Here is a 17,315-nt window from a genome sequence, read left to right as displayed (position 1 = left end):
GTCACTTTGGCATCAATTCGTCTATTGAAACGTTTAATGTTTTAGCGACTTCTACTACAAAATCTTGGGAAGGTGATCTATTGCCCCTCTCAACTTCACCTAAAACCGATACAGATACCCCTAATTCTTTCGCAAAACCTTCTTGCGTATAGCCTTTTAGCTTTCGAAAAGCACGAATGCGTCTTCCCCATTTTTCTGCTTCCATACCGTTACTCCCTCTCGCCTTTTCATTTCTTCTACTTGTGAACGTGAAATGTCTTGTTTTATATCTTGATTGATTTCTAACAACGGAACGATAACAAAAGCTCTTTCGAACATCCGCGGATGCGGAACAATAAGATTCTCTGCTTCAATATTTTCTTGATTATATAGTAAAATGTCAAGGTCGATGGTCCTCGGGCCCCATCTAATTTCCCTTTTTCTTCCTAGGTCATTCTCTACCCTTTGTGTTACTTTCAATAATTCTTGCGGTGATAAATTGGTAGAAATTTTTATAACTAAATTTAAAAAGCAATTTTGGTCAGTATAGCCAACCGGATCAGTTTCATATACAGACGAAACATCATCAACTTGGATATGCTGGTTTTTATTTAAAAACTGAATTGCTTCAGTTAAATAAGTATAACGCTCCCCAATATTGGAACCTAATGCAATGTACGCTATATTATTCATGGACGCTCTCTCGTAATTTCTACCGCTACAGCACGATAATGTCCTGGTATCGGCGGATCCGGTTTAATTACCTTAATTGTACACCGTGAAATACTCTCATATTGTTTCAATATATCTGTAGCGATATTTTCAGCGATACTCTCTACAAGCTTATACGTTCTATCTTCAACAACTTTTCTACACAGCTCAAAAAGTTCCCCGTAATTGACAGAATGCTCTAAGTCGTCACTTTCTCCTGCGCGTTTTAAATCCAACTCCACCGTTAAATCTACTTTAAATCTCTGACCTAATTTATTCTCTTCTGGGAATACACCATGATAACCGTAAAACTCCATATCATGGATATAAATTTTATCCAATTACTTTACCCCCTTACCAATCATCGCGTCCATCATCTTAGCCATACGCGCCATTTCTTTCACATCATGAACACGGATAAACTCACAGCCCTTTTCAATACCAAGACAAACGGTAGCTCCCGTTCCTTCAAGACGTTCCTCCACTGGTAAATCTAACACATGGCCAATAAAGGACTTTCTTGAAGTACCTAAGAGAACTGGGTAACCCAGTACATTTAACTGTTCTAAATTGCGCATCGCTTCTAAATTTTGCTCAGGTGTTTTCGCAAAACCGATACCTGGGTCTAAAATAATATTCTCATCTCGCACACCAGCATCTTTAGCAATTTTAATACTTTCATACAAATCAGCAATCATATCGGCCATTAAATTGCGGTAATTCATATTATCTCGGTTATGCATTAAGATAATAGGCACATCATAATAGGCTGCAACTTCAGCAATCCTCGGTTCCGCCTTCGCTCCCCAAATATCATTAATAATATGAGCACCAGCTTCAATCGCTTGTTTCGCAACCTCAGCTTTATACGTATCAATAGAAATAGGTAGCTTTACTTCTTTTGACACTGCCTGAATCATTGGAACAACTCGCTTTATTTCCTCTTCTACTGAAACTTTAGCGAAACCCGGACGGGTAGATTCGCCGCCAATATCAATAATATGGACACCTTCACTTTTCATTTCTTTCGCATGTCGCACCGCAGCATCTACTTCGTTGTAACTCCCACCATCAGAAAATGAATCTGGCGTTACATTTAAAATCCCCATAATTAATGTCTTTTCATTTAAGTTCAATGTATATTCGCCGCAGCGCAAATCATAATCCCACTTCAAACTACACATCTCCTCTTCGCAATTCATTTCTGCTCCACAATTTCTCTCTCTGCACTCCATAAAGATCCATAAGTCTTTTTGTAACCACTCCCACTTTACCCGGGAAATCTTTCTCCTCTATACGATAAAGGGGGACAATCTCTTGAATAGAGTTCGTTACGAACACTTCATCCGCTGAAAGCAATTCATCTTTTGTAAAGAAACCTTCCTTTACTTCTATATCTAGCTCTTCAGCAGCCTTTATAATAAACGCACGAGTGATTCCGTTTAAAATCCCTGTTTCTAATGAAGGAGTATATAAAATATCTCCTTTAACAAAAAAGAGATTCGAAACAATACCCTCTGCAACATAACCTGTTTCGGTAAGAAAAATACCTTCCTTATTCACAACATTTCCAATTTCGCGTTTCCCTAAAATATTATTTAAATAATGATGGGACTTCAAGCGAAATGCACCCTCTGGTGTATTTCTCACTTGCTTTAAAATAACTCCTTCTTTTTCCACTACATTCCCTGGAGCTGCTAAAGGTTTTATAAAAACAATAACAGACGGTTCTTCATATACTTCCGTTTGTAATCCTATTTCATCTATACCCGCCGATACATTTAAGCGCACATATGCATGCTTTAACCCATTCTTAACAAGTAGATTCTTTAAAATAAGCATCACTTCATCTTTTGTCATTGTCCATTTGATTTGCAATATATCGAGCGCATCCATTAAGCGTTCATAATGATCATCCAATAAAAAGAGATGACCATTATAAATACGAAATGTCTCAAAAACCCCAAGTCCATATAGGTAACCGTGGTCATAAGGAGAAATTTTCGCTTCACTCGCTTCTACATACGCGCCATTTACGTAAATTAACACGATGTCACACTTGGGCTATATTTGCGAATGAAATTCTGTAGCAATTCTTTCCCGTGAGAAGTCATAATAGATTCCGGATGGAATTGTACCCCTTCAATCGGCAACGTTTTATGACGAAGCGCCATAATTTCACCTTCTTCAGTCCAAGATGTTATCTCTAAACAATTCGGTAACGTCTCTTTTTTAACGATAAGAGAGTGATACCGTGTCGCGGTAAATGGATTTGGGATATCAGAAAAAATCGTCTGCCCATCATGATGCATTAAAGATGTTTTTCCATGCATCAAACGCTCTGCCCTGACAACATCCCCTCCAAATACTTGTGCAATTGATTGATGTCCAAGACAGACCCCAAAAATCGGAAGCTTACCTGCAAAATATTTAATAACATCCATACTGATTCCCGCCTCATTAGGACTACATGGACCTGGCGAAATCATTAAAAAATCCGGTTTCATATTCTCAATATCCGAAATAGTCACTTCATCATTACGCCTAACAACAAGCTCTTGTCCAAGTTCTCCAAGAAACTGCACTAAATTAAATGTAAAAGAATCATAATTATCAATCATTAATATCATTTCTCTCACCTAACCGTTTCTTCGCTACTTTCTTTTGCACGCCATAAAGCGATTGCTTTTTTTAACGACTCTTTATATTCATTTTTTGGATTTGAATCAATTACAATACCCGCTCCAGCTTGCACATGCGCTTGTCCATCTTTAGCAAGTAGTGTTCGGATTACAATATTCAATTCCGTATCTCCAGAATAACCAATCCAACCAATTGACCCTGTATAAATTCCTCGGCGAACAGGTTCTAATTCTTCAATAATTTCCATCGTACGTATTTTCGGGGCACCGGTAATTGTCCCACCAGGAAATACAGCCTTCACCAAATCGAAAGCATCTTTATCTGCTTCCACCTCACCACGCACATTAGAAACAATATGCATAACGTGTGAGTATTTTTCAATCACCATAAATTCATCTACTTCAACAGTGCCATATTTACAAACCCGGCCCAAGTCATTTCGTTCTAAATCCACAAGCATTACATGCTCTGCTCTTTCCTTTTCATTTTCAATTAATTCTTTCGCTAATTCTTCATCCTCTTGCTCACTTGCTCCTCGAGAGCGCGTACCAGCAATCGGTCTTGTACTCACTTCTTTTCCTTGCTTTTTAATTAGCAATTCAGGCGAAGCACTAACAATTTGAAAATCTCCAAACTCCAAGTAACCCATATATGGAGATGGATTAATTCCACGAAGACTTGTATATATTTCTAGTGGATGTGTTTGTAATGTTCTTTCTTGTCTTGTCGACAAGTTTACTTGAAACACATCACCCGCTCCAATATATTCTTGAATACGTTCAACGGCCTTCATAAAGCCCTCTTCCGTAAAAGCGACTGCTTCATTTTTCTTTTCAGGAGATTCAAACGGCATAGTCACTTCGGGGGCTTCTTTCATCCAAAGACCCTTCCATTCATTTAATCGTTCTTCTGCCTCTTCACACTCATCTACATAATGCGTAATAATCCATAATACTCTCTCCTGTTGATCATACACAAACACGTCATCAAATAACAAAAAGAATATGTCAGGTATATTAATATCATCCTTCGCAAGAGAAGAAAGTTTTTCAATATAACGGATACAATCATAACTAAAGTATCCAATTGCCCCACCTTGAAAAGGTGGGTACTCCGGATTATAATCCGTTTTCCATTTCTCCATATACGCTTGCATTAAATCTAACGGATTCCCTCGCTTTATTGTTTCCTTACCACTTTCACTTATATGTAACGTCTCATTCTTACCCTGAATTACCGCTACTGGATCCAGCCCAACAATATTATAACGACCACCACGTCCACTTTCTAACAAAATATGTTGCGGCTTATCCTGAGAAAGAAATTTATATTGCTTAAAGAAATCTAACTGATATGGAATAGAAAGCGCTAAAGATTTTCTTCGTTGCATATCAACACCCCGTCTTCTGTTATCCCACCCTCTTAAGCCAATCAAATCAAACTACATAAAATTATTTATATAGAGAATGATTATACTTGAGGGCTAGTGAAAATAAATTAATTATACTACTTCTTATTTTACATGAAGTTTTCTAGTCATTCACTCTTTTCCTTTTTCCAATCAAAAAAGAAAAAGCATCCTTTTTTAAGGATGCTTTTCAAATCACATTCACTTATGACTCAAATTGATAAAGTGGTGTACTTAAATAACGTTCACCGTTACTTGGGATAATAACAAGTACCTTTTTCCCTTTACCTAATTTCTTCGCAACTTCTGTCGCTGCATAAACGACTGCTCCCGAAGAGATACCAACTAAAATACCTTCTTCTTTAGCCACTCTTCTCGCATATTCGAACGCTTGCTCCGTTTTCACTTGAATAATTTCATCATATACCTCTACATCCAATGTCTCCGGAACAAACCCCGCTCCAATTCCTTGAATCTTATGTGGTCCTGGCTTTCCACCAGATAATACTGGTGAATCCGCAGGTTCTACCGCGTAAATTTTGATATCTTTATAAGCCTCTTTCAGCACTTCACCGGCACCTGTAATTGTTCCACCTGTACCAATACCTGCGATAAACGCATCTAATTGATCCCCCATCTGTTCAACAATTTCTGGACCTGTTGTTATACGATGGATTTCTGGATTCGCTTGATTTTGGAACTGTTGTGGTATAAAGTACCCATGTTCTTCTGCTAATTCAGTTGCCTTTCGAATTGCTCCGCCCATTCCTTCAGGTCCTGGAGTCAATACTAATTCAGCACCGTAAGCGCGTAATAAATTACGACGCTCAATACTCATTGTTTCTGGCATTACTAAAATTGCCTTATATCCTTTAGCAGCTGCTACCATCGCTAAGCCAATACCTGTGTTACCACTTGTCGGCTCAATGATTGTATCGCCCTCTTTTAATAATCCTTTATTTTCAGCATCTTCAATCATAGCTAACGCGATACGATCTTTAACACTGCTCCCCGGATTCATAAATTCTAATTTTAAGTATACATCTGCGCTGTCTGATTCTACGATGCGGTTCAACTTAACGATCGGCGTTTTCCCGATTAATTCTGAAACTGATTGTGCCACTCGCATTCCTGTCACTCCTAACACCGAGTATTTTTATTGGTTTTATCTATATTTAGATTTTGTCAGAAAATTCCCTATTTGTCAATCTATTTGGGCGGCTGATTCTCCACCTAAACTTCTTTATTACAGCTTCTCAATTAGACTTGTAATATCTTCTTTAGCGAATTTATGTCGTTCATTACAGAAGTGACAGTGAACTTCCGTCTCTTCTTCTTCTGCACGAATTTGTTCTAACTCCGCTTTACCTAAACTAATTAGCACACTTTCAATACGCTCACGTGAACATGTACAATTAAATTGAACATCCATTGTTTCTAGCACTTTCACTTTATCTTCTCCAAGCACTTCATACAGTAATTCTTCTGGAGAAAGACCTTGTTCGATTAATTGTGATACCGGCGGGATTTGTTGAAGACGCTCTTCAATAAATGAAATTGTTTCTTCCTGCGCACCTGGCATAATTTGAAGAATGAATCCACCCGCCGCTAATACGCTATCATCTCCATTTACAAGAACACCAACACCTACAGAAGAAGGTGTCTGCTCAGAAACCGCGAAATAATATGTGAAATCTTCCCCTAGTTCTCCTGAAACAATGGGAGATTGACCAATAAACGGTTCACGCATACCGATATCTTTAATTACCGTTACAAATCCTTCTGTACCTACCGCTTGATATACACGTAATTTTCCTTGTTCCGTTCCTTCAAAATCAACATGCGGATTCGTTACATAACCACGTACATCCCCATTTGCATGAGCATCGACTAAAATAGGACCAATCGGGCCGTTACCCTCTACTTTAATCGTTAACTTCTGCTCGCCTTTTAACATAGCACCCATCATTGTACCCGCAGTTAAAGAACGACCAAGTGCCGCTGAAGCTGTTCTCCATGTATCATGACGCTTTTGCGCCTCACTTACTGTATTTGTTGTACGTACACTATAAGCACGAACCTCTCCATTAAACGCTAACGCTTTTACTAAATAATCTTTCATACTTATTTATTCACCCTTCTCATGTTGTAAATTTGCATTACGCTCATATAACATATACAAACCTTTTAACGTTAAAAACGGATCTACAATATCAATTACATTTGATTCTTCTGAAATTAATTTTGCTAATCCACCTGTTGCAATAACTTTCGGTTCTTGCTTAGCTTCTTCCTTCATACGCTTAACAATACCTTCCACTTGTCCAACGTATCCATAAAGAATACCTGATTGCATTGCACTTACTGTATTCTTCCCGATAACACTACCCGGTTTTGTAATTTCAATACGAGGAAGCTTTGCTGCCCTGCTATATAAAGCCTCTGCCGAAATCATAATTCCTGGCGTAATGACGCCACCCATATAATGCTTCTCTTCGTTAATATAACAATATGTAGTAGCCGTACCAAAATCAACAATAATAAGCGGACTTCCATATAAGTGGATTCCTGCTACTGCATTTACAATTCGGTCCGCGCCTACTTCACGTGGATTTTCATATTTAATATTCAAGCCAGTTTTTATCCCAGGCCCCACTACAAGCGGTTTAATTTTAAAATACTTTTCACACATACGCTCTAAAGCGAACATAATTGGCGGTACGACTGAAGACACAATAATACCTTTCACATCTTCAAAAGAAAGACCTTCATGCTCAAGTAACTGCTTTACAAGCATCCCATACTCATCTTCTGTTTTATGACGATCTGTTTCCATGCGCCAATGCTGACGAAGTTCTCCCTCTTCAAACACACCTAGTACCGCATTTGTGTTCCCTACATCCAATACAAAAATCATATTCTCACCACTTATCTTATTTAATCTATATTTGCGCAGTATGTATAAAACTTATAAAAACATCATATCACACATACTTATATAATCATTTTTTCTATACTCATCATTGTACAAAAAGATTACTCTCTATTTCAATTTTTAATAATAGTTTCATTCAATTTTTTTTGCCACTTAAATTCATTCCACAAAAAAAAGGAGTGACTATTGTCACTCCTTTTTTCTTACTTATCTTCTGTATCTTCATCGTCTTTCTTCATATTGATGTTTACTTTCACATCATCTGAAGATGTTGGACGCTCAGGTAATCTGCCATAATCATATAAATGATTAATTTGCTCTGCATCTAATGTTTCTACTTCAAGTAACGTTTTCGCGATAATATCAAGCTTATCTCGTTTTTCAGTAAGAATTTGTTTCGCACGAGCATAACAGTCTTTAATAATTATTTGCATTTCCACATCAATTTCATGTGCGATTGCATCACTGTAGTTTTGTTCTGAATGGAAGTCTCTTCCTAAGAATACCTGACCACCTTGTGAGCTACCAAATTGCATCGGTCCAAGCTTATCACTCATCCCGAATTCTGTAACCATACGTCTTGCAATACCAGTCGCACGTTGGAAGTCGTTGTGAGCACCTGTACTTGCTTCACCAAATACAATCTCCTCAGCTACTCGACCACCAAGTAAACCAGTGATTTTATCAAGTAACTCTGGTTTTGTCATGAAGTAACGATCTTCCTTCGGAAGCATTACCGCATATCCACCAGCTTGACCACGAGGGACAATTGTTACTTTATGAACGATATCTGCTTCATCAAGGACAACACCAATTACAGTATGGCCAGCCTCATGGAATGCAACGATATTACGTTCTTTTTCAGAGATAACGCGACTTTTCTTAGCTGGACCTGCAATAACACGATCCGTCGCTTCATCGATGTCACTCATATCAATTTTCTTCTTATCTTGACGCGCAGCTACTAAAGCAGCTTCGTTTAATAAGTTTTCAAGATCGGCACCAGAGAATCCTGGTGTACGAGTTGCAATTGCTCTTAAGTTGACATTCTCATCAAGCGGTTTATTACGAGCGTGTACCTTAAGTACAGCTTCACGACCATTTACATCTGGACGATCTACTGTAATTTGACGGTCAAAACGACCTGGACGTAATAACGCTGGATCAAGAATATCAGGACGGTTTGTCGCAGCGATGATAATAATACCTTCATTTGCACCGAATCCATCCATTTCAACAAGCAATTGGTTCAACGTTTGTTCACGCTCATCATGACCACCGCCAAGACCCGCGCCACGTTGACGTCCTACTGCATCAATTTCATCAATGAAAATGATACAAGGAGCATTTTTCTTTGCGTTTTCAAATAAATCACGTACACGGGATGCACCGACACCGACGAACATCTCTACGAAGTCAGAACCACTAATAGAGAAGAACGGAACGCCTGCTTCACCTGCAACAGCACGTGCTAGTAAAGTTTTACCTGTACCTGGAGGTCCCACTAATAGAACACCCTTCGGAATACGGGCACCAACTTCAGCGAACTTACGAGGGTCTTTCAAGAATTCAACTACCTCAACAAGTTCTTGTTTCTCTTCATCCGCTCCAGCAACATCTCTGAAACGAATTTTTTTCTTTTCATCATTGTATAGCTTCGCCTTACTTTTCCCGAAGTTCATAACACGGCTACCGCCGCCCTGAGCTTGGTTTAATAAGAAGAAGAATAAAATGAAGATAATGACAAACGGAATGATAGAAGTAAAGAACGTTACCCAAGCACTTGTTTCTTCTGCTGGTTGATACTTAACTTCAGCCCCTTGCGCTTTATCATTAATTTTCTTTTGTAATTCCTCAGTATTTGGTGCATAAGTAACAAATTGTTCTCCTTGGCTAGAAGTCTTGAATTGTCCCTTTACCTCAAACACACCATTTTTCGGTTGAAGCTGCACATTACGCACTTCACCTTTTTCAAGTTGAGTAATGAATTTATCGTAGCTAACTGATGTCGTTTTTTGCGTCGAACCATTAAAATAGCTCACGATTCCAATTACTACTAAGAATATCAGTAAATAAAAGATGGTATTACGGAAGATACGATTCATTCCTAACCTCCTCTCACGGCATAAACACTATAGTAAATCGTAACATAAAAAAAATTTCCTATACAATTGTAACGCCTATATTTAATTAATTTGAGTAAACACTTGGTTTTAATACTCCTACATAAGGAAGATTACGGTACTGCTCTTTATAATCTAATCCATATCCTACAACAAATTCATGAGGAACAGTAAATCCAACATAATCTGCTTTCAGATCAACCTTACGGCCTGTTGGCTTATCTAATAAAGTAACAATTTTTACAGATTTCGCTTTACGATATTTAAACAGATCCACTAAATAGCTTAGTGTAAGACCGCTATCAATAATATCTTCAACGATTAAAATATCGCGACCTTCTACCGAAGTATCAAGATCTTTTAAGATTTTCACTTCGCCTGTCGAAACTGTAGAGTGACCGTAGCTAGATACAGCCATAAAATCCATTTCAAGATATGTATCTGTTCTCTTTAATAAATCTGCCATAAATGGCATTGCACCCTTTAGTACACCAATCGCAAGAGGTACTGTATTTTTGTAATCCTCTGCAATAACTGCACCTAGTTCGTGCACCTTTTCTTGTATTTGTTCTTCAGAAATTAATACTTTTTCGATATCTTGATTCATCATTTCATTATCCTCCCGGAAGACTCCTTGCTTTTGTAGTGAATAATCATGTATTTACCCTTCTTTGCTAGCTCTTTCGAAGTAGCAAACGCAGATCGTTTCAACAAGGGTACCCAAATAATATTTCCACTTGCGTCACAAACGATCGGCCATTCTTCTCTTTTTTCTTTTGGTACTTTTGCTTCGATAAAAACAGCTTTTATCTTTTTTGTACCATCCATACCTTGCATTGACATGCGATCTCCATTTTCCCTAGGCCGAATACGAAGTGGATACGATATATCATTATACTTAGCAACAAATACTGTTTCATTCATGTTACTCGGTATATCTTCGCTCACCTCTGTTACAAGTTTATCCCCATTCGGCAATATAATTGTCCCAGGTACTGATAAATCTTGCGAAAAAGGAGAAACAATTTCTTGTTTAAATCCAAAACCACATTCTTCGTATGTGCGAACAATTTTCAAACCACCTGGAAAATCTAGTGAACCTGAAGGTTGTGCCCGCTTAAAAAATTCAATCACCTTGTCAATATGTATAGAAGAAAGCGAAGATGGAATCTTATATTCATAAAGATAGTTTAATATTAGTTGAATCCCTCTTCTTTGTAAAGGCATAGACATGGATTCAAAGGCAGGAATTGATAAGCTAATTTGTTTATCGCTTTTTTTTGTAATTACTTTATTCATTTTCTCAAAAGCTAATTCCTGCAAATAAGCCTCATCCTCTTGCATCTGCACGCTAAATTTTTGAAATTTCTCATGCATTTGTGGATTTTCTTCTTTCAAATAAGGAAGGACATATTTACGTAATCGATTCCTTGTATATACTTCTTTTTTATTACTCGGATCTATACGCGGAATAACTTTTAATTTATTACAGTAATCAACAATTTCTTCCTTAGTTACCCCAAGTAACGGCCTAATTAAATATCCATTATGAAAAGATCGCTTCACTGCAATTCCTGCGTATCCTTTCGGAGTACTCCCTCGTACAAGGCGCATTAAAATCGTCTCTACTTGATCATCTCCATGGTGACCAAGAGCTACATATCTCGCATCATATTTCTTCATTATTCTTTCCAAAAATGCATATCTGCATTCTCTAGCTGCAACTTGTGCATTCATTCCATATTGCTGTTGATATTGCGACACATTAATCCTTAGCGTTTCACAAATAACTCCTAGCTCTTTGCAAAGACCCTGTACAAACTGTAAATCCTCATAAGATTCATTACCTCTAAACATATGGTCCACATGTGCTACTACAATTTCTAGCTGTTTTTCTGCCCTTTTTTCTAACAAATAATATAAAAGAGCCAAAGAGTCAGGACCACCAGAAACCCCTACAACAATTGTTGAATGTTTCTTTAATACATCATGCTGCTTTACAAAGTCATCTACTTTTTCAACAAATGCATCTTTCAACTTCGCAATCACCTTTCATTAAACAAGAACAACAACATTAGTTACCTTGTATATAATGGTACAACTTTTACAAACATTGTGCAAAAAAAAGATGTACAAAATCCATATTTTTATCTTACATCCCTCCTGTATATTTAACAAAGTAATCACATTACCTTTTTAATCAAAAAAACCTAGGCATCTACCTAGGTTTTTTGATTATTTTATTGCGCCTGCATTCCTACTATTGGAATCGTAGCCCACTTCGGCATATTTTTCTTTACTTTCGCCACCACAATAGTCATATCATCATTTATATAACCATCACCAGAGCGAATTACTTCTTCCATAATAATATCAGCGATTTCCTGTGGGTCCTCTGTTTGTAGTTCTTTAATTTTACGTTTTATCCATAATTCGTGATTCTCCACATGTTGCGCTCCCTCAAAGATGCCGTCACTCATCATGATAAGAAGATCACCCGTTTTTAATTGCTCACCAACCACATCAACTTCAACATCTTCAATGATTCCCATCGGCAAATTACTTGCCTCAATTTTCAAAATATTATTTCCGCGTTTAACAAAACTCGGCGTCGATCCAATCTTTAAAAACTTCGCACTCGCATCTCTTAAATCTACCATAGCCAAGTCAAGCGTTGTATACATCTCCTCTGTCGTCCTTAAAGAAAGAATCGAATTGATGGACTTAATCGCTATTTCTTCATCAATACCTGATTGAAGTATCTTTTGTAATAATTTTACCGTTTCCCTACTCTCCATATGAGCCCTTTGTCCATTTCCCATACCATCACTAATCGCAAGTGCATATTTACCAACGCTCAAATCCATCATCGCGTAGGAATCACCTGAAATAAACCCACCACCTTTTGCAGCTGTGGCCAATCCTGTATCAAGAGAATACGTCTTCGCTGAACCAAATGATATTAAACTGTGCCCATTTGGATATGAGGATTTCTCTTCATGCTTAACGACGATATTCTCTTTTAAAATATCTGAAAGCATTGGAGCAACCAACTTCTCACATTCCCCATGTTCATTAGATGCAGCCGGAATCAACATTTCAATATCAATACTTCCTCTATCTAAACAATAAATATCAACATGCTCCACTTCGACACCAAAATCACGAAACGCTTGTAAAATTTGCTCCTCCTGCGCTTGATGGTTCTCTCTTTCTCGTTGTATCTCCTTAGCGAAATCCTCCATCACTTTTGATACACCTAGTAATTGCTCCGCTACAATTCTACGATTTTCCTTCATTTGTTTTCTTAATTTCTGCCCCTCATAGAAGTGATCTAATTCACCTGCTACTAAATCCGTTACTTTCTTCCCTCTCACACAATGCTTGTCCCATTCACGAACTAACTTCCGATTATGCTGCAGCGTTCCTTCTTCTGTTTCACTCATTATTTGTTTCATATAATCGTATGTTTTATCAAAATTAACTACCCAACATTGATCCTTCTTAAAGCATGTTTGACATGTTTTTGCAGTAATTGTACTTAAAAATAAATCAGCTTCTGTTTCTTTATCTTCCTCCTCCACATACCCGTATACAGAAAAGCTATTAGACAAAGCAGCAAATACATTAGCAAATTGATTGATTTTGTTTGCTGTAACATCGCGCACTCTTCTTAAATATTGTTGTTGATCCTGTGAATGTTCCTGTGTACCCGGCATAAATTTAGCAATACGATCCATAACAAGCTTCGGTGTTAATAAGAAGAAAACAATCGCTACACCAGATTCAATTAAAGTTGTTACAATACTTGTTTGCTTGTCTACATATAATGTAATTAAGCTTGTACCAATTAATAAACCTAAACTAACTCCTATACGCTTCCCTTCTTTTAACAATCCCCCAAGCAATCCTGAAAAGGCAAGGAGACTAAGTTGAGACAAGCTCGCCACATTTGCTAAACTTAATATTAACCCAGTGACAACTCCTACCGTGGACCCTGTAGCTGCCCCTGCAATAAAGGCAAATACTAATACTAAATATCTAGTGAAAATATGTTGAATAGAAGCATCATAAACAAACCAATCTGTTGTGCCCGTTAAAACAGATGCTAGTAATATAATTAAACAAACAATTTCTTCTGTTTCTAACGCTTGTTGCTTCCCTTTCCTTTCCACTAAAAGCGGAACACTTTGTAAAAATATCATCGTTAATACGAAGCTAAGCCCCGCTTCGATCGTACTGACGAGCAGATCATACATGGTGACGGTTTGCTGTGCAAAATATACAACAACTAAATGTGCGGTTAATGCGGAGATAAATACTTGGAATGGTACAAGTCCAACAGTTTTACGTGTAAACCGACTAAAGAAGATATTATAAATAAAGAAGGTAAAGATAGATGCAAAAGTAAAAAATAAATTATCTATTGAAACTGAAAGTGCTCCCCCCATTAGGGCTAAGAACGCGAGCGGCATTTTATCTCGCTTCATAACATAAACAGCAGCAAAAAACGGCAATGCAAACGGTAAAATGTTTGTTAATATATATGCTCGTCCCAAAAGAAAACCAATAACAGCAATAATGAATCCCCATCTAAAGAAAACTTTTTCAAACTTCATTCGCAACTTACTCGTCCACTTTATTGTTCCAAGCTGACTTTCATTCATCGCCAATGCACTTGTATTCATAGTATTCCTTCCTGCTTTAGGCATATTTTTAACACCACCTGCATAGTTTAATTACTGTTATTATAAAAGATGATTATTGGTTTTTTTGTCAAAACAACAGTTTTGACTTTTATAATCGTTCGACTTTTTATTCGAAATAAATCTACATATATACATAGTATTTAATTTATTCAAAGAGAGTTGAAAGAATGTTCAGAAAATATAGGGTGATTTTGTAGAAGTATTGTACGTCTTAATTTATATTTAACAAAAAAAGACCATGCAAATTTGCATGATCTTTTTAGATGACCCGTACGGGATTCGAACCCGTGTTACCGCCGTGAAAGGGCGGTGTCTTAACCACTTGACCAACGGGCCGTTAAATTAAATATAGCGGCGGAGGGGATCGAACCCCCGACCTCACGGGTATGAACCGTACGCTCTAGCCAGCTGAGCTACACCGCCATGTCGTCGTATTTAACGGACAATTAGTATATTACATCAGATATATTTTAAAGTCAATACATCTCAAAAACTTTTTTAAAAATATATTCTCTCACATAAAAAAGTACCCGAGTAATTACTCTGGGTACCTCTCTATATGTTAAGAATTAAACGGACTCATTATCCGCGACGTGCGCCACGGCCACCACGTTTAGATTCTGTGTTACGCTTTAAAGAAGTTAAACGATCTTCACTATCTTTTAAAAAGCGTGCCATCTTTTGCTCAAATGTTTCTTTTGGAGCTCGTTCGTTACCGCCACCGCGGTTATCTCTGTTGGAAGAACGATTATTACGTTGTGGACGTCCAGAACGTTGTTGATCACCACCACGTTGGTATTCACCGCGTGGACGATCTCCTTCTGTTTTTTCACGTTCTTTCGCTTTCTTAATAGATAGGCCAATTTTGCCATCTTTTTCAACATTGATAACTTTTACTTCTACTTGGTCGCCTACTTTTAAGTGATCGTTAATATCTTTCACATAATTATCAGCAACTTCACTAATATGAACAAGACCTGTTAAGCCTTCTGGCAGCTCCACAAAAGCCCCAAAATTTGTAATACCTGTTACTTTACCCTGTAACTTGCTGCCTACCTCGATTGACATAAAAAAAATGCTCCTCCTTAGTGGTTAAAAAGTCAAATTTTACTTTATTATATATAATCCTAAAATACAGTGTCAATAAGACATACTCTACTTAGAAACAGGAAAAATTATCTCCCCTTTTCCGGAGAAGAAATAATCCCTTCTAGCAATCTTTAAAACGTACTCTTCATCATTCAACTTTTGAACTTCATCTTTTAGATTCTTTTCTTTTTTCGTTAATGAATCCAGTTCTTTTTTCATGTCCTTAACTTTTGCTTCTTTTGCTTTAATGGAACTGTTTTGTTGATAAAACGTCACACTAATACTAGCAATAATTGTAAAAGCAAAGACAAGAAAAACCGCTAAACGGCGATAAAGTCGCTTCCTGTTCTCATCCGTTTGTATTATATGTTCTTTAACAGGATTTGGACTCTGTTTGTCGATTGTTCTTTGTCTCAGTTCCCTCATTTTCGAGGTCCCCCTAACTTCTTTTTTATACGCACCCATAATTGGAAGATATGTCCCTTCAATTTTGCTACATATTGCAGGAACCCTACATGCTTCATTATAAAAAGTTTAACACGATTAGGGAGAAGTTTCCATATGAGCGAAGCAATAAACCGAACAGGCGAGAAAAAAACTTTCCATATGAAAAGTAATATCCAAATCACCATTTTCCATAACACATGTCCAATTGAAAGCAGTATACGAAATAAGAATAATATAAATGCAATAAATAGCTGTGCTATAATAATAACAGGTTTTATCATGAGTAGCTGTATAATTCGAACAAAAAATTGTGTTGTTTGTACAAAAATATAGATGAGAAAATTTAACATCTTCATGTATAGTGCTTTCAATAAACTTTGATATGCTGCAAAACCACATAGTAACGCCAAAAATACATATATACGTAGTTCGGCTTCATTTACACGCAGTAATACATAAAAAACGAATAATGCTTGGACAATCCAAAATAGTATATCATGTATAAATACAAGCCAACGTTTACGCTCTTGGCGTTTTAAAAACCGTTGGTATGTATCTAAAGAAGCACCAATCCAAGCACCCATTCCAATCATCGAAAGCATTGTATACAACTGAATTGTTAGGCTCATTTAAACAGCTTACTAAAGAAGCCTTTAGTTTTCTCCCCTTGGTTCTCATCAATATACAGCATTTCATGAACTTTCCCTTTAATTGATACAACACCCTTTTCTACATCTAAATTCTTCATTTGCAAATTTTGACCACGAATTGTTAAAAAACCCATTACAGTCTCGAGTAAAAACTCTTCGCTATCAAAACTTTCTACTTGCTTTACACCAGTAATGTCGATTACACGCCTGCCACGCATGATAATATCATGCTCTACAGAAACATTTTGTTGATTAGAAGACATAGGTGAGTAACCATTATTCACGAAAATCCCCCCATAGCTTTATACTAGCTAATAGTAATGTATGAAGGGCTAACCTATTTTAGAACAAGCCTTCTTCCGCTTTCACTTTTTCCTCACGAACGAGACTATACATGTTTGCTGCATCTTCTTTTTTAGTTGTTTCTTTCAATTCATTTACTTTCACAGTTACTATTTTTTGCCCGAAACGAATTGTTAATTCATCCTCTACCTTCACATCTGAACTCGCTTTTGCCACTTGGCCATTAATCGAAATTCTTCCTTGGTCAGACACTTCTTTTGCTAATGTTCTTCTTTTAATTAAACGTGATACTTTCAAAAATTTATCTAGACGCATATC

19 protein-coding genes and 2 tRNA genes are annotated in these 17,315 nt (G+C 37.1%); all 21 read right to left on the bottom strand.

The window, feature by feature from the left end; genetic code table 11:
* Window position 1 precedes the first annotated feature (1 nt).
* The gene (locus tag NSQ08_RS26535; RefSeq protein ID WP_002009706.1) at window positions 2-205 is read right to left on the bottom strand and encodes a helix-turn-helix domain-containing protein; all 204 of its coding nucleotides are present in this window, start codon (window positions 203-205) and stop codon (window positions 2-4) included.
* The gene (gene folK / locus NSQ08_RS26530) at window positions 157-672 is read right to left on the bottom strand and encodes a 2-amino-4-hydroxy-6-hydroxymethyldihydropteridine diphosphokinase (RefSeq protein WP_002138868.1); all 516 of its coding nucleotides are present in this window, start codon (window positions 670-672) and stop codon (window positions 157-159) included. Before folK ends, NSQ08_RS26535 begins: the two co-directional genes overlap by 49 nt.
* Window positions 669-1,031 carry a dihydroneopterin aldolase gene (folB, locus tag NSQ08_RS26525; RefSeq protein WP_000358063.1) on the bottom strand — a complete coding sequence of 121 codons (363 nt, stop codon included), beginning with the start codon at window positions 1,029-1,031 and terminating at the stop codon, window positions 669-671. Before folB ends, folK begins: the two co-directional genes overlap by 4 nt.
* Complete coding sequence (gene folP, locus NSQ08_RS26520) at window positions 1,032-1,892, bottom strand: dihydropteroate synthase (protein ID WP_061689485.1); 861 nt, start codon at window positions 1,890-1,892, stop codon at window positions 1,032-1,034. It lies immediately after the preceding gene.
* Window positions 1,867-2,739 (bottom strand): aminodeoxychorismate lyase, encoded by an 873-nt coding sequence (gene pabC / locus NSQ08_RS26515; RefSeq protein ID WP_002091560.1) that lies wholly within the window; start codon window positions 2,737-2,739, stop codon window positions 1,867-1,869. The genes folP and pabC overlap by 26 nt, the downstream gene beginning before the upstream one ends.
* Window positions 2,733-3,320, bottom strand: coding sequence for an aminodeoxychorismate/anthranilate synthase component II (gene pabA / locus NSQ08_RS26510; RefSeq protein WP_002029312.1), 588 nt, complete (start codon window positions 3,318-3,320; stop codon window positions 2,733-2,735). The genes pabC and pabA overlap by 7 nt, the downstream gene beginning before the upstream one ends.
* Before the next feature lie 5 nt (window positions 3,321-3,325).
* Window positions 3,326-4,723 carry an anthranilate synthase component I gene (gene trpE / locus NSQ08_RS26505; RefSeq protein ID WP_340779909.1) on the bottom strand — a complete coding sequence of 466 codons (1,398 nt, stop codon included), beginning with the start codon at window positions 4,721-4,723 and terminating at the stop codon, window positions 3,326-3,328.
* 223 nt (window positions 4,724-4,946) lie between these two features.
* Window positions 4,947-5,870, bottom strand: a complete 924-nt coding sequence (cysK, locus tag NSQ08_RS26500) for a cysteine synthase A (RefSeq protein WP_002130221.1) — start codon at window positions 5,868-5,870, stop codon at window positions 4,947-4,949.
* Window positions 5,871-5,987: 117 nt separating this feature from the next.
* A complete protein-coding gene (gene hslO, locus NSQ08_RS26495) occupies window positions 5,988-6,863 on the bottom strand; it encodes a redox-regulated molecular chaperone HslO (RefSeq protein ID WP_002009693.1) in 876 nt (291 codons plus the stop codon).
* A 6-nt stretch (window positions 6,864-6,869) separates the two neighbouring features.
* The gene (locus NSQ08_RS26490; RefSeq protein WP_002009692.1) at window positions 6,870-7,658 is read right to left on the bottom strand and encodes a type III pantothenate kinase; all 789 of its coding nucleotides are present in this window, start codon (window positions 7,656-7,658) and stop codon (window positions 6,870-6,872) included.
* Window positions 7,659-7,879: 221 nt separating this feature from the next.
* The gene (gene ftsH / locus NSQ08_RS26485) at window positions 7,880-9,781 is read right to left on the bottom strand and encodes an ATP-dependent zinc metalloprotease FtsH (protein ID WP_002091565.1); all 1,902 of its coding nucleotides are present in this window, start codon (window positions 9,779-9,781) and stop codon (window positions 7,880-7,882) included.
* Window positions 9,782-9,866: 85 nt separating this feature from the next.
* A complete protein-coding gene (gene hpt / locus NSQ08_RS26480) occupies window positions 9,867-10,409 on the bottom strand; it encodes a hypoxanthine phosphoribosyltransferase (protein WP_002124550.1) in 543 nt (180 codons plus the stop codon).
* Window positions 10,406-11,836 carry a tRNA lysidine(34) synthetase TilS gene (gene tilS, locus NSQ08_RS26475; protein ID WP_340779904.1) on the bottom strand — a complete coding sequence of 477 codons (1,431 nt, stop codon included), beginning with the start codon at window positions 11,834-11,836 and terminating at the stop codon, window positions 10,406-10,408. Before tilS ends, hpt begins: the two co-directional genes overlap by 4 nt.
* Window positions 11,837-12,039: 203 nt before the next feature.
* Window positions 12,040-14,511: a stage II sporulation protein E gene (spoIIE, locus tag NSQ08_RS26470; protein ID WP_002091571.1), complete on the bottom strand. Its 2,472-nt coding sequence runs from the start codon at window positions 14,509-14,511 to the stop codon at window positions 12,040-12,042.
* Between the two features lie 261 nt (window positions 14,512-14,772).
* Window positions 14,773-14,844, bottom strand: a tRNA-Glu gene (locus NSQ08_RS26465).
* A gap of 13 nt (window positions 14,845-14,857) precedes the next feature.
* Window positions 14,858-14,931, bottom strand: a tRNA-Met gene (locus NSQ08_RS26460).
* A 159-nt stretch (window positions 14,932-15,090) separates the two neighbouring features.
* Window positions 15,091-15,576 carry a S1 domain-containing RNA-binding protein gene (locus tag NSQ08_RS26455; RefSeq protein WP_002009683.1) on the bottom strand — a complete coding sequence of 162 codons (486 nt, stop codon included), beginning with the start codon at window positions 15,574-15,576 and terminating at the stop codon, window positions 15,091-15,093.
* 87 nt (window positions 15,577-15,663) lie between these two features.
* A complete protein-coding gene (divIC, locus tag NSQ08_RS26450) occupies window positions 15,664-16,023 on the bottom strand; it encodes a cell division protein DivIC (RefSeq protein WP_002091572.1) in 360 nt (119 codons plus the stop codon).
* Entirely contained in the window at window positions 16,020-16,673 is a 654-nt protein-coding gene (yabQ, locus tag NSQ08_RS26445) for a spore cortex biosynthesis protein YabQ (RefSeq protein WP_002091573.1), read from the bottom strand. The genes divIC and yabQ overlap by 4 nt, the downstream gene beginning before the upstream one ends.
* The gene (gene yabP / locus NSQ08_RS26440; protein WP_001059101.1) at window positions 16,670-16,978 is read right to left on the bottom strand and encodes a sporulation protein YabP; all 309 of its coding nucleotides are present in this window, start codon (window positions 16,976-16,978) and stop codon (window positions 16,670-16,672) included. The genes yabQ and yabP overlap by 4 nt, the downstream gene beginning before the upstream one ends.
* A 58-nt stretch (window positions 16,979-17,036) precedes the next feature.
* A complete protein-coding gene (locus tag NSQ08_RS26435; RefSeq protein ID WP_002009677.1) occupies window positions 17,037-17,312 on the bottom strand; it encodes an RNA-binding S4 domain-containing protein in 276 nt (91 codons plus the stop codon).
* Window positions 17,313-17,315 lie beyond the last annotated feature (3 nt).

The organism is Bacillus sp. FSL E2-8887, from assembly GCF_038007205.1.
GTDB lineage: Bacteria > Bacillota > Bacilli > Bacillales > Bacillaceae_G > Bacillus_A > Bacillus_A mycoides.
This window is presented reverse-complemented; position numbering and strand designations above follow the sequence as displayed.